This window comes from Arthrobacter sp. B10-11 (genome assembly GCF_033142195.1).
GTDB classification, from domain to species: Bacteria; Actinomycetota; Actinomycetes; order Actinomycetales; family Micrococcaceae; genus Arthrobacter; species Arthrobacter oryzae_C.
On record NZ_JAWMTH010000001.1, the window covers coordinates 1,014,262 to 1,035,771 of the forward strand.

Sequence of the window (21,510 nt, forward strand, 5' to 3'; positions counted from 1 at the left end):
CGGTCGCTTTGGTGACAACCAGCTTCTTGTTCTTCCTCAAGCTGTTGCAGACCGAGACAACCTACGCGTGCGTTATGACTTCAATTCACGGATCTCAACGGATGGCAATATCATGTGGACCTTGGACGAGGCTCGTTCAGAGTAAGTCATTTGGTTCTGGCTCATCCCAGGAATCCCGTACCATCAGAAAGAAACGATGCTGATGCCTGCAAATCGGTGTTTGAGAGTTGTACCCATTGTGATGAACGTCATGGCCATAGCCGTCGGTCATCAGGCCGGATGCTGAGTATTGTGCACACGGGGGTAAAGGAAGAAACGCTTCACGGTCACAATACGTGGAAGCGGAGGTATCGTACCCGGCTTCGGTTTATAGATGCTGGCGTCATTATATGGGCTGTCGCGGGGGCGTTCGGCGTTCGATTCGGTTTCTCTGATATCAACCCTGGTACGTCGCGGGAGGTCGACTACCTCGTTCTGTCTGTGGCATTGGCCCTTGCCTGGTGGACGATGCTGGAATTTTGGGGATCAAGGGAAGCCAGGGTCCTTGGATCTGGTTCTGAGGAGTACAAGAGGGTTATCGCCAGCTCGGCATGGCTGTTTGGTTTTGTAGCCGTATTTTCATACGCTCTGCGAATCGACACGGCTCGCGGATTCGTAGGTCTAGCCTTTCCGGCAGGTGCCATGGGTCTTCTTGCTGCCCGTTGGCTGGTTAGGCAGCACCTGAGCCTTGAGCGGAAACACGGCAAGAGTAGCTCTCGAGTCCTGATTATTGGTGGTCCGTTTTCTGCAGCCCATCTTGTTCAATCGCTGAGAAGCGCACCTGAGGCAGGGTATTTGCCGGTGGCTGCACACCTTCCTGGAGCAATGACTGACACCGGACGAGTGCCCGGGTCGTCAGTCCCAGTAACTGGAGTCGAAACCGACTTCCAATCCATTCTTTCCGTCATTCTAGACACAAACGTAGATGCAGTAGCGATATCTGCGGGCGTAAACATGCATCCACAGGATCTTCGACGGCTTGGTTGGGAATTGGCCGCAAGAGACATCGGCATGATCTTGGCCCCAGCACTCACTGATGTAGCGGGACCACGAATCCACACCCAGCCGGTGGCAGGACTGCCGCTGATCCATGTTTCAACGCCCAAATTAACGGGCGGCAAGAAAGTGGCCAAGCGCGCCTTTGACATCACGATAGCGGGGCTGCTGGTCGCCTTACTCGCACCGGTGTTCATCACCCTAGCTGTCCTTATTCGATTCACTGACTCCGGCCCCGTCTTCTATCGGCAAGAAAGAATTGGCCTACGTGGGACAACTTTCCATATGCTGAAATTCCGTTCAATGAAAGTCGATGCGGATTCGCAACTCCGGGCACTTCTGGAGGCGCAAGGGTCTACAGACAAACCTCTTTTCAAAATTGAGAACGATCCGCGCATCACGCCGTTGGGTAGAGTCCTGCGTAAATATTCGCTAGACGAACTGCCCCAACTGCTCAATGTCTTGGGCGGGAGTATGAGCCTCGTGGGGCCGAGACCCCAGCGCGAGGGCGAAGTTGCACTTTATGACGACGCAGCTCACAGACGGCTGTATGTAAGCCCAGGTATGAGTGGGCTGTGGCAGGTCAGCGGACGCTCCAACCTCAGCTGGGAGGAAAGCATCCGGCTCGATCTCTACTACGTGGAGAACTGGTCGCTCATGGGTGATGTGGTAATACTCTTCAAGACTTTCAAAGCGGTATTTGCAAGCACCGGCGCGGTCTGATCCTGATCACCGTTCACTATCTGCGGCCTATCGCCGCTAGCTCTCTATGGGGAAGGCAACTCAATGCGCATATCAGTAATCGGCTGTGGATATCTCGGAGCCGTCCATGCCGCCTGCATGGCCAAACTTGGACATGACGTTGTAGGAATCGATGTTGACGAGCAAAAGATTGCTGCTCTCTCTGCGGCGAAAGCTCCTTTCTATGAACCCGGGCTCGAAGAACTCCTCGAAGAAGTACAATCGACCGGTCGTCTGTCCTTCACGACGGATATGGCCTCCGCGGCAGGAAGTAATGTCCACTTTATCTGCGTGGGGACACCGCAGAAGAAGGGCGAGAACGGCGCTGACTTAACTTACGTTGACGCGGCAACCGTTGGGTTGCTGCCGCACATAGCTCCAGGGGACATAGTCGTAGGAAAATCGACAGTTCCTGTAGGCACGGCGGCCCGGCTATCCGACCTAGTCCTAGCCCAAGAACCGGGTGCCCATCTCGTTTGGAACCCCGAGTTTCTAAGGGAGGGCCATGCGGTAGCGGACACTCTACATCCTGATCGCTTCGTCTATGGCGTTGCCAATGGCTCTGAGGAGCACCAGGCTGTCAGCGTCCTCGATGACGTGTACTCCGTTCCGCTGTCATCCGGAACGCCAAGGTTAGTCACCGACCACCCGACCGCAGAGTTGGTCAAAACTGCGGCAAACTCATTTCTGGCCACCAAGATCTCCTTTATCAACGCGATGGCTGAACTCTGTGAAGCCGCCGGCGCCGACGTGACTCGCCTTGCGGATGCTATTGGCATGGACGACCGTATTGGCAGGAAATTCCTTAATGCGGGTATCGGGTTCGGCGGAGGTTGCTTGCCGAAGGATATTCGGGCCTTCATGGCGCGGGCCGGCGAACTGGGTGCTGACCAAGCGCTGACCTTCCTCCGCGAAGTTGACTCAATCAACATGCGACGGCGTACACGCGTGGTGGAACTGACAAGAGAGCTGTGCGACGGCACACTTTTAGGCAAGCGCGTCACAGTACTTGGCGCTGCGTTCAAGCCGGAAAGCGATGACGTTAGAGACTCCCCCGCGCTCAGTATTGCGGCTCAGCTCCAGCTCCAGGGGGCAGTAGTCACAGTGACAGATCCCAAGGCGCTGCCAAACGCCGCAAAAAGATTCCCGGAGCTGCACTACGACTCAGACACGAACGCTTCGGTCGAAAAAGCCGACGTCCTCCTCCTTCTTACTGAGTGGAAGGAGTACCAGAACCTCGACCCATTCGAAGTCGGCGGACGTGTTTCGTCTCTTCGCATCCTCGATGGCCGCAACACATTGAATCCTGAAAAGTGGCGTTCCGCTGGTTGGACGTATCGCGGGTTGGGACGCCCCTGACGATGGATCACGTGGACGACGAGCAAAACCATGCCGTCAGGAGGAGCCCAAGTCGGCCCAATGACCAGGCCAGAACCAGGCGGCGCCGTCTGCTTCTAATCTCGGCTGCCGTTCTTGCATCGGTTGGACTGCTGCTACTGGCCGCTGGTGCATGGTTGGGTTCCAGAGCGAATATTGTCAAGAACGAACTTGAAGCAGCGGCTCAGCTAATACCTGTTCTTAAGGCGGATATGGCTGACAATAAGCCCGAACAGGCCTCCACGACAGTTGAACGGCTCCGCTCGCATACTCAAGCGGCACGCGAAGCCGTCGGAGACCCGATCTGGACCATAGCGTCAGTATCACCCGGTCTGGGCCCCAACTTCAGCGCAGTGGCTGAGGTTGCTCGTTCAGCCGATGACGTCGCTGCCCTTGGTGTAGCCCCGCTGGTAGGTGCATTCGAGTCCCTCAACTGGGACAGCCTAATGCCGAGTAGCTCAGGGACGGATTTGGGCGGCCTCCAAGACGCCTCTCCTAGTGTTGTGTCCGCGGCTCATGCCGTTCGCGTATCCGCGGATCGCCTGGACCGGATCGATGCAGGCAGTTTATGGCCCCAGGTCGCCGAACCACTGGCCCGCGCTCGCCAGCAACTCGAAGCGGTTACCGGAGCACTGGACGCTTCGGCCGATGCCTCAAGAGTTGCCCCCGCTATGTTGGGCGCCCAAGGCCCTCGAAACTATTTGCTCATGATTCAGAACAGCGCGGAAGTCCGCGCCTCCGGCGGCATTCCGGGTGCCCTTGCCGTTCTTACGCTCGACCAAGGGAAACTCTCACTGGGCGCACAAAGCAGCGCCGGCGACGTTGGAGTCATGCGACCGACAGTTTCTGTTGACGCCGAACAGCAGCAGATCTATTCGGGACGCCTCGGTAAATACATGCAGGACGTCAACCTCACCCCAGATTTCCCCACTTCGGCTTCCACTGCCCAAGCCATGTGGGAGAGAAAAACTGGCCAGCGCGTTGATGGCGTGATCTCAGTCGACCCGGTGGCACTCGGCTACCTACTGGACGCAACAGGCCCGGTCAAAGTTAAAAGCCCGGAACTCCTCGCGATAGCTGGTGGGGGTTTACCCACTGAACTGAACGGGAAAAATGTTGTGCCAACGTTGCTTTCGGATGTTTATCAGAACATTCAACAGCCGAGGCTCCAAGATGCTTACTTTGCCGGAGTCGCCCAAGAAATCTTCAAAGAACTCTCGAGCGGTAAGGCAGACGCAAGAGGTTTGGTTGAGGGGATCACCCGCGGAACTTCTGAGGGACGAGTACTCCTGTGGTCCGGCTTGGCCAGTGAGCAGGTCATCATGACGAAGTATCCCCTCAGCGGCTCAATCGCCGGCCCTAGCGTCTCTCCCGCCCAGTTCGGCGTCTACTTCAACGACGGCACAGGCGCGAAGATGGACTACTACGTGAAGCGGACAGTGCAGCTCGTTGAGGAATGCACCGGAGACGAATACGGGCAGATCAAAGTCCGCGTCACAAGCACCAATACCGCACCGGCAGACGCTGCGACTTCCTTGCCAGAATATGTGACCGGAGGCGGAATTTTTGGAATCGCGCCCGGCACCGTCCAGACAAACGTGATCGCATATGGTCCCGTCCAAGCTTACATCGAGACAGTCTTGGTTGACGGAGAGAAAACGGACTTCGCTGCAAATAGGCACAGCAACCGGCCCGTTGGATCCGTGACTGTGACGCTGGCACCCGGCGAAAGCAGCACCGTGGAACTTACTTTCGGAAAGATTGTTCAGCACGCAGAACCTAACTTAGTTGTCACACCGACTGTCCAGCCTGTCAAAGACGTGGTCTTGACCACGCAACCGGCCGAGTGCGTTCCGGGGAGGTAGACATCGCGTTAACAGTATGTAAAGCGACTTGATTCACTTTGGTAACACCCGTCACGGGATGTTACCGTTGACTCGGGCACAGCAAATGAGATTTCAACCTACGGTCACTCGACGGTCTCGGAAATCTCCACCAATCACGTGACACATCGTATTTACGGTCTCAGGGGGACTCATGAAGAAAACACTTGCAGCAATTGCACTCGCAGGTTCCATCACACTTATTGGCGCAGCTCCTTCAATGGCTGCCAACTACCCGCCGCTCCCGCCTCAGGCAGCCGTTTCCGATGGCACCGTGGGCCCCGGCGAGCAGTTCGTCTTCCGCGGCCAGGGCTTCCTCGCCGGCGAAGGACTCACCATCTCCGTGAACCCGGGCAGCTCACCTGCAGCTACCGGTGCAAGCGTCGCCAACGGCAGCCGCACCGTCTCCGGCAAAATCACCCTGCCGCTGGCACCGCAGACCTTCGCAGCCACGGCTGACGCTAACGGTGCTTTCGCTGTGCCGCTGACCATCAGCGAAGCAGGCACCTACTCGCTGACCGCAACCGGAGCCTCCGGCCGCACCGTTGGTCCTGTCACGGTTGTAGTTGTGGCTCCGGCTGGCCTGGCAAACACCGGCGGTGCTCCGCTGGCAAACACCGGCGCTGCCCTCGCCAACACCGGCGCCGACGCCAGCCTGGTTCTGTGGTCCCTCGTGGGCGCAGGCGCACTGGCTGCGGGCGCAACCTCGGTAGTTGTAGTTCGCCGCCGCGCCAAGGCTGAGGCCGCAGCGTAAGGCTAAGCCAACAAACACCAAAGAGGGTGGGTGGTTCTCCGGGAAACCGGAGAACCACCCACCCTCTGCTTTTAACGGGAATCCGCAGGGCAGGCTTCTGACCTTTGTGGTATTCATAAGAGTTATGGGGAGACATTGGCGCATACCACGCAGGCAGTTCAGCTTCGCTGTACCTCTTCCCCCTCCGCAGGCACTCCCCTACTTGTTGCTAGGCCTGCTAGCCATCGCGGCGCTGGGAGTGGCAGCCCTGGCACTTCTCCGGACGTCCTGAGGCCTTCTTGAAGCGCTGGGATCGGCCGCCTCTTTGGAGGACAGTCCTTGTGGCCATGCTGGTGCCGCTGGCGCTGGTGGCCTTCTGGCCCAGCCCGGTCGACAAACCCGTCCAAGGCGAACTCGCGGGGTTCCTCCTAGTCATCCGTCATTTGGGTGTCCCCGGCTGGGTGAACTATTACCTCATTGAGGCTACGGCCAACGTCATCCTCTTCATACCTCTGGGAACAGTGGCTTCATTAGCCTTTCCAGCTAAGCAACTTTGGCATGTTGGCACCGGCGGACTCCTGGTCTCGTGCTGCATGGAGCTCGGGCAGCAACTTTTTCTTTACGAACGTTTCGCGAGCCCATTGGATCTTGTCACAAATACCGTTGGCTGTGTCATAGGCGCAATCGGTGCCCGGGCCGGTGTTCGGGAGCTTAAGCGCCGACAGGCTCAACGCCAAGTGACGTTGAGCCTGTCGAAAAACAGTTTGTGAACTGACCTACTCGTTCACGAATTCCTTCATCCACGCCTTCAGGTCTTCGCCGAAGTCCACACGCTCGGAAGCAATAGAAATGACGGCCTTGATGTAGCTGAGCTTGTCTCCGGTGTCGTAGCGCCGGCCACGGAAAACCACACCGTAAACCCCGCCGCCTTCGCCCTCGGTGGTGGCCAGGGTCTGCAGGGCGTCCGTCAGCTGGATCTCTCCGCCGCGGCCCGGCTCGGTCTCCTCGAGAACGTCGAAAACGGCAGAGTGCAGCACATAGCGGCCAATGACGGCCAGATTGGACGGCGCCTCGTCCACGGACGGCTTCTCCACCAGGCTGTTTACCTGGAAGTAGTCCTCCCCGTCCACGGGCGTGATGTCCGCGCAGCCATAGGCGCTGATTTGGGACGGATCCACCTCGATCAGGGCGATCACGGAACCGCCGGTCTTGGCCTGCACATCGATCATGGTGCTGAGCAGCTCGTCCCGTGCGTCGATGAGGTCGTCGCCCAACAGGACTGCGAACGGTTCGTCCCCCACGTGCTGGCGGGCGCACAGCACCGCGTGGCCCAGGCCCTTCGGGTCACCCTGGCGCAGGTAGTGCAGCGGCGCCAGGCTGGACGCGTGCTGGACGGCCTCCAGGCGCTCCAAGTCGCCCTTGAGCTCCAAGGTGCGCTCCAGGGCCGGTGCGCGGTCGAAGTGGTCCTCCAGAGCGCGCTTGGAGCGGCCGGTGATCATCAGGAGATCATCCAGGCCCGCCTTGACGGCTTCTTCCACTACGTACTGGATCGCGGGCTGGTCTACTACCGGCAGCATTTCCTTCGGCATTGCCTTGGTGGCGGGCAGGAAGCGGGTTCCCAAACCGGCAGCAGGAATGACGGCCTTTTTTACTGTTTTCCCCAAAGTCATAGCTGAACCATATAAATCCCTGGCGTAATCCCGCAATCGGTGGCCAACATTAAGCGCCCGCGCGAGTAGCACTTTTACAATTCCTCCCAGCGTAACGATGGGTACCCCTCCCCATCGCGGGCCATTCGCGTCCACGACATACTTCTGGTGCAGCTTTCACGAATATTGGGGGACATTTTGAATAACGAACAGCAGCCCGGCCAGCAGAACCAGCCCGGCTACCAGGACCAGCCGGCCTACGGGCAGCCGCCCTATCCCCCGCGCGCGGACCAGTACAACTTCGGCCAGCCGCCCTACGGCGATCCCGGGCAGGGCCAGTACAGCCAGCCTCCCTACGCCGAACCCGGGCAGTTCGGCCAGAAGCCGCCCAAGCGCGGCTTCCCCGTCTGGGGATGGGTTGCCAGCGGCGTCGGTGCCGTGGCCGTCCTGGCCGTGGCCGGCGTGATGGTTCTGGGCGGCCTCGCGTCAGGCAAAGAGCGCGAAGCGGTTCCGGCACCCACGGAGACCTCCGGCAGTTCAGACTCCGCCGAAGCGAGCACCGAGGAAGCCACCACCGACGACTCATCGGCCGCAGCCACCGTGGATGAAGACCTGTATATCTTCCAGGACGCCGACTTCACGTCCCCGCCCCTCTGGTCCGTGCAGATGCCTGCCGGCTGGACGGTGTCGCAAACAAAGGACGGCACCACCCAGTACCGCAGCAGCGAGAACCCCTGCCTCTTCACCACGCACCAGGCCATCCTGCCGGCCAGCGGTGCCATCAGCGACGAAGAGGCAACAAAGGCCTCCATGGAGGGAGAAATCGAGGGCATCAAGAAAGCCGTCGGCTCACCCGTCACGGTAGTGACCGACGCTGACTCGCTCTACGCCAAGCTCCGGAACGCGGACGGCCACGTGATCGAACTGCAGGAAGCCGAACTCCGGTTCAAGAACAAGAGCGACGTGGACTTGGTGGTCCGGCTGGCGGTGCGCGCCGTGGCGTCCTCAAACGGCCTCATGGAGCTCGACCTCGCCTGCCCCGCCAACATGCCCACGGAATCCGACCTCTGGATGGAACTGACGGACAGCGTCACCATGGTGGACGATCCGGCAGTTTAGTTCCGCAGGGCTCGATCAACGGAGCTGAATCAGCGGCCCTTGAACTACGCCCCCTTGAAGACTGGCGTCCGCTTCTCCTGGAACGCCTTGAAGCCCTCCGAGTAGTCCTCGGACTTGCAGAGCCGGGCTTGCTCCGCGTTCTCCTCTTCCATGGCCTCCCAGAGGCCCAGGCGCTGGTCGCGGATGTGGGCCACCAGGTCCTTGCTGGCGTTGAACGCACCCGTGGCACCCGTGGCAACCTTCGCCACGATGCCGCGGGTGTTTTCCAGCAGCTCGTCCTTGGGCATGGCCCGGCTGAACATGCCCTGCGCCACCGCTTCGGAGCCGCTCATCAGCTCCGCCGTGTAGATCAGGTCCAGGGTCCGGTGCATGCCCAGCCGCTCGGTGAAGTACCAGTGCCCGCCGGAATCCAGCGTGGCACCCAGCTTGGCGAACGGCGAGCCGAACTTGGCGTCCTCCGCCACATAGACCACGTCCGTGGCCAGCAGCAGGCCCAGCCCCACGCCCAGGCAGGCGCCCTGCGCCGCCGCGAACGTGGGCGCAGGAAAGTCCGTCATCTTCTTCAGCAGCGGCTGCAGCAGCCCGCCCAGGTAGCCCTGGACGTCGTCCGTCTCCGGCGTCACGCCGGCAATGTCCCGGCCCGCGCAGAAGGCGCGTCCCTCTCCCCTGAGCAGCAGCGCCCGCACCTCGCCGCGCGAGGCGGCGGCAGCGGCGTCGTCGTACGCTTGGGTTAAATCCTTCAGCGCCTGCTCGTCCAGTGAGTTCAGCTTCTGCGGGGCATCAAGGACAACCTCGGCGATGCCGTTGGCGATGGAGAGGGAGATCATGGGGCTCCTGTTCGTGGCCGTGACAGCCGGGGTTGGAAAGCTTAGACGTCGAAGTCGACCGTGACGTCCGGGGTGGTGGGGTGGGACTGGCAGGTGAGCACGTAGCCCTTGTCCAGTTCATCCTGCTCCAGGGCGTAGTTCTCGTCCATAGTCACCTTGCCCGTGACCACCTTGGCGCGGCAGGTGCCGCACACTCCCCCGGCACACGCGAACGGCACGTCGGGGCGCACGCGCAGGGCGGCGTTGAGGATGGATTCACGCGCATGGGTGGGGCTTTCCACCTTGCCCTCGAGGCCGTCCAGCTTGAACGTGATCTTGTAGGTCTCCTTGGATTCGTCCGCGATCACCGGCCGGCCGATGTTGCCCTCGGGGCGGTCCGGCTTGCCGGACGTGAACAGCTCGAAGCGCACATGCTCGGGCTCCACGCCACGGGCGGCCAGGGTGTCCCGGCACAGTTGCACCAGCTCGAACGGCCCGCAGAGGAACCACTCGTCCACATCGTCCGCGTGGATGGCGGTGCCCAGCAGCGCCTGGAGCTTCTCGGCGTCGATCCTTCCGCTCAGCAGCGGCGCGATGCGCTGCTCGCGGGACAGCACGTGGTGCAGGGCCAGGCGCGACGGGTACTTGTCCTTCAGGTCCGCCAGCTCCTCCAGGAACATCACGTCCATGGCGGCCTTGTTGGCGTAGATCAGGTCGAAGCGGGTCTCCGGGTTGGCCGCCAGCAGCGTGCGCGCAATGGCGATCACCGGGGTGATGCCGGACCCCGCGGCGATGGCCACGAAGCTGCCGGGCTCCCCCGCCAGGTCTTCCGGGTGGTTCATGGAGTTCATGACGTTCTGCTCAACGGTTTTGCCATCCCGGCCGTGCTTGGAGATGAACGCGCCCATGGGGCTCATCACGTCCAGCTGGTCGCCGGCCTTCAGCTCGGCGTTGGCCCACGTGGAGAACAGCCCGCCCAGGTCCTTCTTGATGGCCACCCGGATCTCGCTGCTGCCGTCCGCGAAGCTGCGCGGCTCGGCGCAGATGGAGTAGCTGCGGCGCACCTCGTGCGGCTCGCCGTTCTCATCCGGCATGGTGGTGCGCAGGGCCACGTACTGGCCCGGCAGGTAGTCGTACTGGCCCGCCAGCTCCGCGGGAACGGCGAACGTCACCTCGATCGCGTCATCGGTGAGCCGGCGGACTTCCGCCACAGTCAGCGTGTGGAAGGACGCACGACGGCGGCCGGTGGCCGTGGCCTGTTCGGCGGCGGTCTGGCGGACAACAGTCATGGGAGCACCTGTTCCTTACAAAACTTTGAAGTAGTCGAACGGTTCCTTGCAGTCCTGGCAGACGTACAGCGCCTTGCAGGAGGTGGAACCGAAGCGGGTGAGTTCCTTGGTGTTCAACGATGAACACTGCGGGCATTTGACGGCCATGCTCAGGCGGACGGGCCCGGCATGCCGTGCGGCATCGGAGCGGCCCGTGGGCGGCGCGATGCCGTATTCCTGGAGCTTGGCCTTGCCGGACTCCGTCATCCAGTCCGTGGTCCACGCGGGGCTGAGCACCAGCTCCACGTGCACGTTGGGGTAGCCCTCCTTGGCGAACACCGCGTTGAGGTCATCGCGGATGGCGTCCATGGCCGGGCAGCCCGAGTACGTGGGCGTGATGGTGACCTGCACGGCAGGCACCATGCCGCCGTCGTCGAACAATTTCACGTCCCGCAGGATGCCCAGATCAGCAATGGTGAGCACCGGGATCTCGGGATCGCACACCGTGGCGGCCAGGTCCCAGGCCTTCTGCTCGGGAGTTTTCGCTTCCTTGCGGTCGCTCTCAGCGGTGGGGTGGCTGACGTACATGGCTACCAGCTCGCTCCGGGGTGCTGGCGGGCCAGCACCTGCATTTCGGCCAGCATGTAGCCCAGGTGCTCGGAGTGCTTGCCGCGGCGTCCGCCGCCGAGGGCGGCCGGAACCTGCGGAACCTCGAGTTCCGCTTCGGCCAGGACCTCGCCGGTGAGCCGGTCAAAGTCGGCGCGCAGGCTGGAAGGTTCGACGGCGGCACCCGCCCCCGCGAGGCGGGCGGTGAGTTCGTCGTCGGCAAACAGTTCGTCCACATAGGGCCAGATGACCTTGAAGCCGTGGATCATCTTTGCGCGGGACTCGTCCGTGCCGAGGGCCAGGCGCAGCACCCACTGGGCGCTGTGGTCCCGGTGGTAGTCCACTTCCTTCACGGCCTTGGCGGCGATGCCGGCCAGGGTGGCGTCCGTGGACTGCGTGAGCCGGCGGTAGAGCTCGAACTGGTAGTAGCTCACCACGAACTGCCGCGCGATGGTGACGGCGAAGTCCCCGTTGGGCTGCTCGAAGAGTTCGATGGAGCGGAACTCGTCCTCGGAACGGAAGTAGGCGAGCTCGTCCTCGCTCTTCCCGTTCAGGCCGCCGGCGTAGCTGAGGAAGGAACGGGCGTGGCCCAGCTGGTCCAGGGCGATGTTGCCCAGGGCGATGTCCTCCTCCAGCTCGGGGGCGCGGGAAATCCAGTGGCCAAGGCGCTGGGCGAGGATCAGGGCGTCATCGCCCAGGCGCAGCGCGAACTCGGCCACGTCCTCGGTGGGCTTGGCGGTGCCGCGGCTGACGGCGAGCGCGATGTCCTCCGGGCGGAGGGCGTTGCCCGGCGTGATGCGGGTGGCGCTGGCAGTGGCGTCCCCGCTGGTGCCGGCGGTGGCGACGCCAACGGAGATGTCCCCGTGGCCGGTTGTTTCTTCTGCGGTGGCCGTTGTTGTCTCGGGTGAGGTGCTCACAGGTGCTTCACGCCCTCGCTCTTGGTGTAGTACGTCGCGTGGCGGTAGTCCTTGCCCTGGGGCGATTCGAAGAAGGCGCCCTTGGCATCCGGATCGCTGGAGGCAATGGCGTCCGCGGGGACAACCCAGATGGACACGCCCTCGTTGCGGCGGGTGTACAGGTCACGGGCGTTGCGCAGCGCCATCGCTGCGTCCGGCGCGTGCAAGGACCCGGCGTGCACGTGGGACAGGCCGCGGCTGGAGCGGACAAAGACTTCCCAGATGGGCCAGACGTTGCCTTTCACGTCAGGGGCCACGGAGACAGGGGTCCCCGGCCGAGCTTGCGAGGTTGGGGTGTCCTGGGGATTCATGCTGCGGATTCCTTTTCTGCTTGCTTCTTGGCCTGCTTTGCTGCGTAAGCCGCTGCGGCTTCGCGCACCCAGGTGCCGTTTTCGTGTGCTTCGCGGCGCCGTTCCAGGCGCTGGGCGTTGCAGGGGCCGCGGCCCTTCAGGACCTCGTGGAACTCGTCCCAGTCCAGCGGGCCGTGCTCCCATTTCTTGGTTTCTTCGTTGAAACGGATGTCCTTGTCCGGGAGGGTGAGGTCCAGGACCTTGACCTGCTCCATCATCATGCCGACGAAGCGGTTGCGGAGCTCGTCATTGCTGAAGCGCTTGATGTTCCAGGCCATGGACTGCTTGGAGTTGGGTGAATCGTCATCCGGCGGGCCGAACATCATCAGGGCCGGGGCGTACCAGCGGTTCACGGCCTCCTGGGCCATCTGCTTCTGCTCGGGGGTGCCGTGCGAGAGTTCCAGCAGGATCTCGAAGCCCTGGCGCTGGTGGAAGGACTCTTCCTTGCACACGCGGACCATGGCCCGGCCGTAGGGGCCGAAGGATGCGCGGCACAGCGGGACCTGGTTGGCGATCGCGGCGCCGTCCACCATCCAGCCGATGGCGCCCATGTCCGCCCAGGTGCGTGCCGGGTAGTTGAAGATGGAGGAGTACTTGGCCTTGCCGTCCATCAGGTCCTGCATCATCTGGTCGCGCGGCTGGCCCAGCGTCTCGGCTGCCGAGTACAGGTACAGGCCGTGGCCGGCCTCGTCCTGGACCTTGGCCATGAGGATGGCCTTGCGCTTCAGGCTGGGGGCGCGGGAAATCCAGTTGGCTTCCGGCTGCATGCCGATGATTTCCGAGTGCGCGTGCTGCGAGATCTGCCGGATGAGGGTCTTGCGGTAGGCGGCCGGCATCCAGTCGCGGGGCTCGATGCGCGAGTCCTCCGCCATGACGCGGTCAAAGTACGCCTGACCTTCTGCCTCGTGCCGGGCTGCCTCTTGAAGCTGTTCAGGTGTCAGCTCAGCGGGCACTGACTGCAGGGTCTGCGATGCCATGGTTGCTCCTATGCATATCCGATAAATAATTACCGACCGTTCGTTCAGGATATGCGGAAGCCGCGAGATGCGTCAAGCACATGGCTTGTTTCGTGGGGTAGCTTGGGGGCGTGAACGCAGCCGCCCGCAGGAAGCTCCCCCTCTGGGCTGTGCTTGCCCTCAACATGCTGGTTGCCCTGCTGGCCATCGCCCTGGTGCAGGCCTTCCTGGTGAAGGTGTACCGGGTTCCGTCCGGCTCCATGGAGCAGACGCTGCAGGGCACGCGGGCCGGCGGCGACCGCATCCTGGTCAACCGGCTCGCTTACGCGGGCAGTTCGCCCCAGCCGGGGGACGTGGTGGTGTTCACCCGCCCTGCCTCCTGGCAGGGTGAAACAGCAGCGCCCGACGGCGGCGGGCTGGGTTCCGCGGCACGCGCCTTCGGCGACCTCACGGGGATCGGCGTCTCCAACGAGCAGTTCCTAGTGAAGCGGGTCATCGCCGTGGGCGGCCAGACCGTGGGCTGCTGCGGCAGCGACGGCAGGCTCACCGTGGACGGGCAGCCGCTGGACGAGCCTTACATCTTCAATGACTTCCCGTTCCAGGCCTCGGCGCTGGACTGCAATACTGTGCCGAGCTCCGCGCGCTGCTTCCCGGAATTCACGGTCCCCGACGGCCAGTTGGTGATGCTGGGCGACCACCGCTCCGATTCGGCGGACTCGGTGGCGGACTGCCGGACGCAGGCCGGCCCGCCGTCGTCGGACAGTGGCTTGCCTCAAGTCCCGGCGGCGGCGTGCGTCCGGACGGTGGGGACCGCCGACGTTATCGGTGAAGTTGCCCTGCGGATCTGGCCGCTGGACCACGCCGGCGGAGTGGGCTGAGGTCCCTTACTGTCCGCGGGAGGGCGCGCAGGAAGCGGGTCCAACGGGCTTTGTGTTGGCCGAGCCTGCCCGTAAAGGTCATATCGGCGTAGAGGTTGCGCGCGAGGTGCACTTCGGGAGCTGGGAACACGGCACGGAACAGCATTTTCGGCTTGTCCCGCAGCGGGGCCTGGGCAATCGCGATAATCCGGGCACTGCCAGGTTCCTTGGCCAGCAGGCGGTTGCGCCATTCCGTGGATGGTTCGGGCCACTCCACCGGCTGGGAAACCAGCTCTTCGAGGAAGGGGCGCATGGCTGCCAGCGAGCGGGCGGCCGTGGAGATGTCCAGGATTTCCGCCGCGCGCGATTCCCGCTCCGTGAGGTCCGCCAGGAACCCAAGTTCCTGCTGTGAGGCCGGCAGGTGGTGCGAACGAAGCGCATGCAGGGCAAGGATGAGGATTCCCAGCGCCTTTGACGGGACCCGCACCTCCTGCCCTGCAAGTTCGAGGACCTCCGTGTGCGCCCACATCACGTCGAAGGAGTCGCCGGGGGCAGCTTCCATGCCCGGAAACCGGTAGTGGACGTCAATGCAGCAGGGCCATTCGGGGTGATCCACCGTGGTGGAATGCCGGGGAAAGCTGCGCTCGTCCGGGTCCACCGGCCGTTCCCGCCAGCCCCGCTCCCGCAGGCCATCGAGCATGGCCGCAAGGTCCGCCGGCGGCACAAAGACGTCCACGTCCACGGACATCTTGGGCAGGCGCAGGCCCTGGATCACGCTGGCCGGACCCTTGATGAAGAACGCCCGGATGCCCAGGCTGTCCGCCACCCGCTGCACCAGGGCATGGCCCAGGAGCACGGCTTCGGGAATGCTCAGCTGCGTTTCATCGGCCGGGTTCTGCACGGCGGACCTAGCCGCGCGCCCGGCGGCCGGCCGCCGCCGGTTCCCGGGGGCCGTCGTCGTACATGCCGTCGTCGTACACGGGCGTGTCCAGGGGTTCCGGGAGTACCGCTTCCGGCGCGGAGGTGGGCGCGGAGGTGTATGTCCCGTAGTAGGAGTAGGCGTCCGTGCCCTTGGTGGGGACGTAGTTGAGGACTGCGCCCAGGATGCGGCCCTTCACCTTGTCCAGGTTGCCCAGGGACTGGCCCAGCTGCTCCTGGGTGGTCTTGCCCGTCCGGATCACCAGGATGGCGCCGTCCGCCGCGCGGGACAGGACAGCGGCGTCCGTGACCGGGAGCAGCGGCGGGGCGTCGATCAGCACGGTGGCATTCTCGGCCAGGGCGTTGAGCATGTTCCTCATGGCCTTGGACCCCAGCAGCTCGCTGGGGTTCGGCGGAATGCGGCCGGAGCCGAGAACGGAGAGGTTCGGCAGGGCACCCCAGGGCTGGAGCACGTCCTCGAGCTCGGCGGTGCCGGTGAGCACATCGGTGACCCCGACGCCCGGGACCAGGTTGAAAACGTCCACCAGCGTGGGCCGGCGGAGGTCGCCGTCGACCACTACAACATTCTCGCCGGCGGCCGCCATGGTGACCGCCAGGTTCGCGGTGACAGTGGACTTGCCCTCAGCCTGCAGGGAGCTGGTGACCACGATGATCCGCGGCGGCTGGTCCACGTCCAGGAAGCTGAGGTTGGTGCGCAGTTCGCGGAGGGCCTCGGCCATGGCCCCGCCGGCGTCGTGGAGTTGCGCTCCGGATCCGGCGCCGGCGTCCAGGATGGTGCTCTTTTCGTCCAGGCGGTGGTCCACCGGAAGGGTGCCGATCACCGGGACCTCGAAGAGCCGCTCGATCTCGGCGGCGTTGCGGATGCGCCGGTCCAGGTGGCGGCGGACCAGCGCGTACGCCACGCCAAGAGCCAGGCCAATCAGCGCACCGAGCGCAAGGGTGAGCTTGACGTTCGGGGAAACCGGGCTGGTGGGGAGGACTGCCTTGCCCAGCGGGAGGATCCTGACGGCGGAGGCCGTCGCCACTGGTGCGGTGGCAGCGTCCGGGGAGGTGCCGGCGTCGGGCGTTGCTGTTTCGATCGCTTCCACCTGGGCGGCAAGGCCGTTGACCCAGGCGTCCGCCACACGCTGGGCGGTTGCCGGATCAGGCGACTGGGCCGTCACCCGGATCTCGGCGGTATCCAGCGGAACCTTCACGCTGATGGTGCCGAGCAGGGCATCCGCGGTAGTCTGCAGGCCGAGGTTCGCGATGACCCGGTCCGCCACCAGGCGGGACTTGGCCACGGACTCGTAGTTCTTGACCTTCGCCTTGGCCAGGCTGTCCCCGGCCAGGGAGAGGCTCACGTTGTCCGAGCCCGGCGTGACCACAATGCCGCTGGAGTCCGACGAGTAGATCTTCGGTTGCAGGACCGTCCAGCCGAACGCCGTCAACGTGGCCAGCAGGGTGAAGGCGACGATGGCCTTCCAGTACACCCGGACCACCCGAAGGTAGTCGGCCAGGTCCAGCCCGGCGGGCGCTTCCCCTGTTGGGGCGATGGTGACGCTCATATGGTTCCTTCCAAAACTGACTTTGCGATGAGCTGCCCGGCCGCTGCGGCGACGGCGGCCCGGTAGTCTTCCGGCCGGCCGTGCACTTCGGCGATTTCTTCGGCCAACTGGTCCAGCGGGATGGCAGTCACGGTAGCCTCCCAGATGGCCGGTCCGATCCCGCTCAGCCGCACGATCTCGGCCTCCAGCATCACCAGCAGGTCGCCGTCGACGGCCACCGCATCCTCGGGCGGGACCCGGCGGATCCAGTTCCTGGGGATGACTTCCGGTTCTTGGTCGGCTACCACTGCTTCTACGGCCGGGTGCGCCACCAGGGCCTCCCACACCGGCTTCGAGCGGCGCTGCTTCCGGAAGAGCGGTTCCAGGGCCTGGGGCAGGTCCGCGGCCTCCGAGTAGGTCATCTGCCAGACGCCGCCCACGCGGTCGATCAGCCGGCAGAGCGACTGCAGCGGCTGGTCGATCTCGGCCTGCGAGGACGAGTCGGGGATGAGGGCCAGCAGGGCGTCCGCCAACGGGAGCTGGCGGAGGGTTGGTGCCTGGTGTTCCTCTGCCCTGTCCAGCAGCACGATGGACTGGATGTATGGCTTGGGCGGTGCGGGCAGGAGTCCGAGTTCGTCGGGCCCCACCTGGCGTTTGGGTTTGCCGGGCCCCTGCTTCACGGACAGCGGTTTGGGGTAAGACACGATTGAGCCGTCCGGCGCGATGGCCACGGTTTCATCGGACACATACCCGTACGTTCCGGCCAGCAGCGAGGCCGCCGTGGTTTTCCCGGTGCCGGACTTGGCCACCAGTGCCACCACGGCTCCGGTCTGGGGGTCCGCGACGCCGCACGCGTGGAGCATCATGAACTCACCGGCGTTTCCCAGGATGGCCGCTACCGTGATCCGGGAGGTGAGGTCCTCAGCCAGCTCCTCAAAGGAGGCGGCCTGCATGGCGAACGTCCCGCCGTCGTACATTTGGGAAAGGTACGCGACGGAGGCAGTGAACGGCAGGGACTCCGTGGGCTCCTTGGGGAGCGGCGGGACCAAGGGTGCGCCGGCGTCGGCACAGCGCGCCCAGGCCGAGCGCATGGACTGCTGCTGTTCGGGAGTGACGGCGCGGCCCCAGCGGATGGCGAAGTTGGCGCCCAGGACGTCGAGGCTGAGCAGTTCCCCGCCGCCCGGGCGGTCCTCGAAGAGCCACTCGTTGGGGAAGTCCCACGCGAGCTGCGGATTGCCGCCGTGCTCTTTGTCCTCGCCGCTCATGACTCCCCTTTCAGTCCCTGGTCTGGCTATTGCTGGCTACTGATTCGCGCCGGATGGTTCGCGCCGGCGCCGCGGCCTAACTGGCCTGCAGTTCAATCAGCCGTCGTTCAATCAGCCGCCGAGCTTCAAGGCTGGCGAGGAAGGCCTCCACCTGGTGTGCCAGCTGGTTGCTGTTGTCCTCGAAGGTGGCCTCCAGTTCGGCGATGACGGCCGACTGGTCGCGGCGGCCGTCGATCAGTTCCCAAATGGCCGCCGCGGTGCCGTCCAGGACCACCGGCTGGGTGGCGTCGAGGTGGAGCAAGGCCACGCGGTTTGCCGACTCGGTGCGGACTTCTGCGACGAGGGTGCTGTGGCGGTAGATCATCGTTGCCTCAGACGATTTCGAGCGCTGCAGTAATCGGAGGGATGGCCGGGCCGTTAGTTGAAGAGAAAGTCACGACCATGGTGAATTTCCGTGCCGGGACGTTCCTGTTACCGGTGTAGTAAAAGCTCAGCGGGAAGGTAACGGTACCTTGGCTCGGCAAGCCTCCGGAGTAAGCATATGAAGCCGTAAAAACCTTCGCGGCGGACATAGAAGGCGCGGTCACTGTCCCGTTGGGAAACGTCTGGACGCCCACGCCCGGATCAGCGCCTCCAGCGACATCAGGCGTGATGGTGATGCCAATGGATACCGGGCCGTTGAAGCTTGCCCCGGAGTTGACCACTTGGAACGAAACGGGCCCGTTGCCGCTTCGGTTCATGTTCGCCAAGGTTTCCTTGGTCAGTTGAACGTACGTAATTCCTGTACCGAGGGTCGCCGCTGATGTTGCGGTGGTCGTCCCACCTGACGCCGACGCTGCCGGAGCCGCGATGGCTGCCGCGATAACCGGCATGGACCAGGCTGCTCCCTTGACGATCCTGCGACGGCTGAGGCCGCCCTCTTCGCTGCTCGTGACCTCTGCGTTCAGAACCTCAGACAATTGCGCCCCCACATAGTTTTTGGCCGGGGCCAGCCCTCATGGACCGGCCGTGTGCATTCACCGCTCTTCGCCGGCTGCCCCCACTTTTCCCAACCTCGCCAAAGGTTCACGCAACCGTTTTGCAAGATTTGCTCAAGGTTTCCTGTGTAATGCAGCAGTCCGAAAAATGTCACACCCCGGTGGAAGAGTTATGCCATGGAAGCCGTTGGAGAACTCGCCCCGAACCAGGCCAGGCGCCTGGGGCAGTTTTCCAATGCGCCGTTTGCCCCGGTGGCCTCGAAACGCAACCTCTCCGCCGTTCTTCCCGCCGCCGACAGACACCAGCCAGCTGTTGCCTCCGACGGCGGTGCTTTCGCTGATTTGGCCGGGTGTCTTGAGCTAGTGACGGCATTGGGTTCGACGGCGGCGGCCGAGTCGTCAGGGTTCGACTTCCGCCAGGCTGCTGACTTCGCCGCCGGGGTGGAGGAGATCTCCCGGAAACTCGAATACCTGCAGATCGTCGCGGCCGGGACTGTGGACCGGACCCGGCGCCAGGCATCTGCTGCTGCCGTTCGTCCGGGATCCGGCGCGGCGGTCACCTGGACCACCGGATGGGGTGAAGCAGCGGCTGTCCATGGGCCCATCGGCTGGGCAACCAGCCAGGCCGCTAGCGAAGACGGCATGGAAGCTGCAACTGTCTGTGGCAGCAGCTGCCGCGCAGGTGGTGCCGCCGCCGTCGGCTCAGGGATCGGCGCTGTGAAAGGCCCAGCAGGCACCGAACCCGATCCGGCTGACGACGGGTGCCGGAACTCCGCCGACTTCCTCCGTGCCCGGCTTCGGATCGGCACCGCCGAAGCACGCCGCCGGCTCGCCCTCGCGGATTCTGTGCTCCCGAGGACCGGGATCACCGGGCACACCGAGCCGCCGGAACGGCCCGAACTCGCCGCCGCCGTGGCCGCAGGGACTGTCGCGTCCCGCGCCGCGACCATCATCACCCTGGCCCTGGACCGGATCCGCCACCATGCCCCCGAAGACACCGCGGCCAGGATGGAACACATGCTGACCAGCACCGCGGCCGAGAGCGATGCCGATCTGCTGTCAAGGGTCGCCCGGCACTGGGTCGACGGGCTCGACCAGGACGGCTCCGAACCGTCCGAGGAAGAACTCCGCCGCCGCCAGGGCGTCTTCCTCCGCCAGCCCCGCCGCGGACTCCAGCACTTTGAAGTCTTCGCCACCTCGGACCAGTTCGAGCCCCTCCTGACCGCGATGAACACCGCCACCAACCCCCGCACCCGCCCTGGCACTGGCACTAGCACTAGCACTGGCGACACGGACACCACTGCAGCCGATGCCCTGGACCTGCGCACCCGGCCGCAGCGGCTCCTCGACGGCCTCGTCGGGGCCTCCAAAGCAGGCCTCAGCACCGCAGCCCTGCCCGCTGCCGGCGGGCTGCGGCCACAAGTCATGGTCACCATCGACTACCGCGACCTGTTGGACAGGCTCGGACAAGATAGCAACACTGCCCGGGACACCGGGACGTCAGCCATCCCCGGCACGGGCTTGTTTACCTTCACCGGACCCGTCACCGCCGCCACCGTCCGGAAGATTGCCTGCGACGCCGACATCATCCCCGTCCTGCTCGGCAGTCAGGGCCGCGTCCTGGACATCGGCCGGACCACCCGGATCTTCCCGCCCCACATCCGCAAAGCCATCACCGCCCGTGACCAGGGCTGCGCCTTCCCGGGCTGCAGCATCCCGGCCCCCTGGTGCGAAGCCCACCACATCACCTACTGGTCACACGGCGGAGCCACCAGCGCAGGTAACGGCACCCTGCTCTGCAGCCATCACCACCACCTGATCCACAAGGAACAATGGCAGATCCGCGTCCAAACCGGGATCCCGTGGTTCATCCCGCCACCCCACATCGACCCACGCCAAAAACCGCAAAGGAACCACTACTTCAGATCCCACGAGCTCGGGTTCCTTCAGAGTTGAATCAGGGCCTTGGAAGCCAGAACTGTCGGCGCCTGCTTGCCATGCTCGTGGAATGTAACCTCGGTGCTCACCGTGAAGTCGCGGTGGTCGCTGCTCCTGCCACGGTAGCTGTGGCCGCCGAAGTCGAAGTCCAACTGCGTTGACCCCGCCGCGACAGGAAAGGCGAAGGCAGCGGTGAACGTATCACCTGTTCGCTTCAATGTCGGCAAAACGCGTACCGTTCCCACCTCAACATGGGAGAACGACACCGACACGTCATCCGCGGTCGGGGTGACCGGAGTGGCCGGCGTGACCGGACTGATTGTCATGTGGACGCTGACGGAAGCCGTGACGGCTCCGAGGCCCGCCAGGCTGAGCCTGACGGGAACTTTGACCGCAGGGCGAAGATGCGCGGTCCCATGAAGATGCGACGTCGAAGGAAGGGACCGGATACTCGAATGAAGGAAAGCCGACGCTTCCGACGTGGCGGAAGCCGGCGTGGCGGAAGCCGACGAGGCGGAAGCCGGCGTGG

The 21,510-nt window shown here is 63.9% G+C and carries 21 protein-coding genes; 8 read left to right on the plus strand and 13 right to left on the minus strand.

The features are described from left to right. Window positions 1–279 precede the first annotated feature (279 nt). The 5 genes from RW112_RS04745 to RW112_RS04765 all read left to right on the plus strand — a co-directional run bounded on the left by RW112_RS04745 (window position 280) and on the right by RW112_RS04765 (window position 6,539). Window positions 280–1,758 carry a sugar transferase gene (locus RW112_RS04745; protein WP_317780623.1) on the plus strand — a complete coding sequence of 493 codons (1,479 nt, stop codon included), beginning with the start codon at window positions 280–282 and terminating at the stop codon, window positions 1,756–1,758. Between the two features lie 63 nt (window positions 1,759–1,821). Further along, the gene (locus RW112_RS04750; RefSeq protein WP_317780624.1) at window positions 1,822–3,135 is read left to right on the plus strand and encodes a UDP-glucose/GDP-mannose dehydrogenase family protein; all 1,314 of its coding nucleotides are present in this window, start codon (window positions 1,822–1,824) and stop codon (window positions 3,133–3,135) included. 689 nt (window positions 3,136–3,824) lie between these two features. After that, window positions 3,825–5,018, plus strand: a complete 1,194-nt coding sequence (locus tag RW112_RS04755) for a DUF4012 domain-containing protein (protein ID WP_317780831.1) — start codon at window positions 3,825–3,827, stop codon at window positions 5,016–5,018. A gap of 172 nt (window positions 5,019–5,190) precedes the next feature. Beyond that, window positions 5,191–5,790, plus strand: coding sequence for an LPXTG cell wall anchor domain-containing protein (locus RW112_RS04760; protein ID WP_317780625.1), 600 nt, complete (start codon window positions 5,191–5,193; stop codon window positions 5,788–5,790). Window positions 5,791–6,116: 326 nt separating this feature from the next. Further along, window positions 6,117–6,539 carry a VanZ family protein gene (locus tag RW112_RS04765; RefSeq protein ID WP_317780832.1) on the plus strand — a complete coding sequence of 141 codons (423 nt, stop codon included), beginning with the start codon at window positions 6,117–6,119 and terminating at the stop codon, window positions 6,537–6,539. Window positions 6,540–6,545: 6 nt separating this feature from the next. Here RW112_RS04765 and galU read toward each other — a convergent pair whose 3' ends face one another. Then, window positions 6,546–7,439, minus strand: a complete 894-nt coding sequence (gene galU, locus RW112_RS04770) for a UTP--glucose-1-phosphate uridylyltransferase GalU (protein ID WP_317780626.1) — start codon at window positions 7,437–7,439, stop codon at window positions 6,546–6,548. Window positions 7,440–7,616: 177 nt separating this feature from the next. Between galU and RW112_RS04775 the strand changes: the two genes are divergently transcribed. Then, a complete protein-coding gene (locus tag RW112_RS04775) occupies window positions 7,617–8,537 on the plus strand; it encodes a hypothetical protein (RefSeq protein ID WP_317780627.1) in 921 nt (306 codons plus the stop codon). Window positions 8,538–8,581: 44 nt separating this feature from the next. Here the strand turns inward: RW112_RS04775 and RW112_RS04780 are convergent, their stop codons facing one another. The 6 genes from RW112_RS04780 to paaA are packed head-to-tail and all read right to left on the minus strand — an operon-like array spanning window position 8,582 to window position 13,500. After that, window positions 8,582–9,364 (minus strand): enoyl-CoA hydratase/isomerase family protein, encoded by a 783-nt coding sequence (locus RW112_RS04780; protein WP_317780628.1) that lies wholly within the window; start codon window positions 9,362–9,364, stop codon window positions 8,582–8,584. 41 nt (window positions 9,365–9,405) lie between these two features. Beyond that, window positions 9,406–10,632: a 1,2-phenylacetyl-CoA epoxidase subunit PaaE gene (gene paaE, locus RW112_RS04785; protein ID WP_317780629.1), complete on the minus strand. Its 1,227-nt coding sequence runs from the start codon at window positions 10,630–10,632 to the stop codon at window positions 9,406–9,408. 15 nt (window positions 10,633–10,647) lie between these two features. Beyond that, window positions 10,648–11,199 (minus strand): 1,2-phenylacetyl-CoA epoxidase subunit PaaD, encoded by a 552-nt coding sequence (gene paaD, locus RW112_RS04790; RefSeq protein ID WP_317780630.1) that lies wholly within the window; start codon window positions 11,197–11,199, stop codon window positions 10,648–10,650. Between the two features lie 2 nt (window positions 11,200–11,201). Continuing rightward, on the minus strand, window positions 11,202–12,134 hold the full coding sequence (paaC, locus tag RW112_RS04795) for a 1,2-phenylacetyl-CoA epoxidase subunit PaaC (protein ID WP_317780631.1): 933 nt from the start codon (window positions 12,132–12,134) through the stop codon (window positions 11,202–11,204). Then, window positions 12,131–12,484: a 1,2-phenylacetyl-CoA epoxidase subunit PaaB gene (paaB, locus tag RW112_RS04800; RefSeq protein ID WP_317780632.1), complete on the minus strand. Its 354-nt coding sequence runs from the start codon at window positions 12,482–12,484 to the stop codon at window positions 12,131–12,133. Before paaB ends, paaC begins: the two co-directional genes overlap by 4 nt. Further along, entirely contained in the window at window positions 12,481–13,500 is a 1,020-nt protein-coding gene (paaA, locus tag RW112_RS04805; protein WP_317780633.1) for a 1,2-phenylacetyl-CoA epoxidase subunit PaaA, read from the minus strand. Before paaA ends, paaB begins: the two co-directional genes overlap by 4 nt. A 110-nt stretch (window positions 13,501–13,610) precedes the next feature. Between paaA and lepB the strand changes: the two genes are divergently transcribed. Further along, window positions 13,611–14,357 carry a signal peptidase I gene (lepB, locus tag RW112_RS04810; protein ID WP_317780634.1) on the plus strand — a complete coding sequence of 249 codons (747 nt, stop codon included), beginning with the start codon at window positions 13,611–13,613 and terminating at the stop codon, window positions 14,355–14,357. Here lepB and RW112_RS04815 read toward each other — a convergent pair. The 5 genes from RW112_RS04815 to RW112_RS04835 form a co-directional block, all read right to left on the minus strand. Then, complete coding sequence (locus tag RW112_RS04815) at window positions 14,299–15,237, minus strand: nucleotidyltransferase family protein (protein ID WP_317780635.1); 939 nt, start codon at window positions 15,235–15,237, stop codon at window positions 14,299–14,301. The genes lepB and RW112_RS04815 overlap by 59 nt on opposite strands. A gap of 7 nt (window positions 15,238–15,244) precedes the next feature. Next, window positions 15,245–16,822, minus strand: a complete 1,578-nt coding sequence (locus tag RW112_RS04820) for a polysaccharide biosynthesis tyrosine autokinase (protein ID WP_317780636.1) — start codon at window positions 16,820–16,822, stop codon at window positions 15,245–15,247. After that, window positions 16,819–18,066 carry an ATP-binding protein gene (locus RW112_RS04825; RefSeq protein WP_317780637.1) on the minus strand — a complete coding sequence of 416 codons (1,248 nt, stop codon included), beginning with the start codon at window positions 18,064–18,066 and terminating at the stop codon, window positions 16,819–16,821. Before RW112_RS04825 ends, RW112_RS04820 begins: the two co-directional genes overlap by 4 nt. Before the next feature lie 76 nt (window positions 18,067–18,142). Beyond that, window positions 18,143–18,430 (minus strand): PqqD family protein, encoded by a 288-nt coding sequence (locus RW112_RS04830; RefSeq protein ID WP_317780638.1) that lies wholly within the window; start codon window positions 18,428–18,430, stop codon window positions 18,143–18,145. 7 nt (window positions 18,431–18,437) lie between these two features. Further along, window positions 18,438–19,025 (minus strand): hypothetical protein, encoded by a 588-nt coding sequence (locus tag RW112_RS04835; protein ID WP_317780639.1) that lies wholly within the window; start codon window positions 19,023–19,025, stop codon window positions 18,438–18,440. Between the two features lie 195 nt (window positions 19,026–19,220). Between RW112_RS04835 and RW112_RS04840 the strand changes: the two genes are divergently transcribed. Next, on the plus strand, window positions 19,221–20,999 hold the full coding sequence (locus RW112_RS04840; protein ID WP_317780640.1) for an HNH endonuclease signature motif containing protein: 1,779 nt from the start codon (window positions 19,221–19,223) through the stop codon (window positions 20,997–20,999). Here the strand turns inward: RW112_RS04840 and RW112_RS04845 are convergent. Beyond that, window positions 20,990–21,307, minus strand: coding sequence for a hypothetical protein (locus RW112_RS04845; protein WP_317780641.1), 318 nt, complete (start codon window positions 21,305–21,307; stop codon window positions 20,990–20,992). The genes RW112_RS04840 and RW112_RS04845 overlap by 10 nt on opposite strands. Window positions 21,308–21,510: the final 203 nt, after the last annotated feature.